Source organism: Komagataeibacter xylinus NBRC 15237 (assembly GCF_001571345.1).
In the GTDB taxonomy this organism is placed as follows: Bacteria; Pseudomonadota; Alphaproteobacteria; order Acetobacterales; family Acetobacteraceae; genus Komagataeibacter; species Komagataeibacter xylinus.
The window spans coordinates 1-695 of record NZ_BCTP01000145.1; the positions used below are offsets into that span (position 1 = coordinate 1).

The 695-nt window shown below is 56.8% G+C and carries 1 protein-coding gene; it reads left to right on the forward strand.

Annotated features, from left to right (window positions below; all coding sequences use genetic code 11):
- Positions 1–511: transposase (locus GXY01S_RS16805; protein WP_156470356.1), on the forward strand; the 511-nt coding region annotated here is incomplete at its 5' end.
- Positions 512–695: the final 184 nt, after the last annotated feature.

Below are 695 nucleotides of genomic sequence, written 5' to 3' on the forward strand. Positions count from 1 at the left end.
CAGAGCTGCGCGCGGTTTCGCCTCCTTTGACTGGATCACAAAGGACAGCTGGACGCGCCGCAGGCGGGTGGTGACCAAGGCCGAATGGCGCCACGGCAACCGCTATCATCGCTTTATTGTCACCACGCTACCGCAGGGAATGTCCGACCCCCGCCATCTCTACGAACAGATTTACTGCGCACGCGGGGATATGGAAAACCGCATCAAGGAATGCCAGCTGGATCTGTTCTCAGACAGAACATCCTCCCATACCATCCGGGCCAACCAGCTCCGGCTGTGGTTCTCGGCCGCAGCCTATGTCCTGCTCACCGCTCTGCAAAAGATGGCCCTTGGGCAGACCTCTCTGGAGAAGGCGACCTGTGGCACCATACGCGCACGACTGCTCAAAATCGCAACAGTCGTAAAGGTCAGCGTGCGTCGAATTGTCCTGTCCATGCCCGATATATTCCCTTGCCAGCACGAATTCGCCCTCGCTCATGCACGATTGCGAAGGCTCCGCCAGGCTTCCTGACGAAACAGACAGAGCATAGGCCACATACTCACAGCCATCACCGCCTTCTCAGGCGCTAAGACCCCAACTGCGTCCAGAATCTGCCTCCAGAGGCAAAATGCCGTTGTCATTCCAGATCAGACGCACAGGACACAGCTCTCAGAACAGAGAATAACACTCTTCAGACAAAATGTGAGAAATCCGC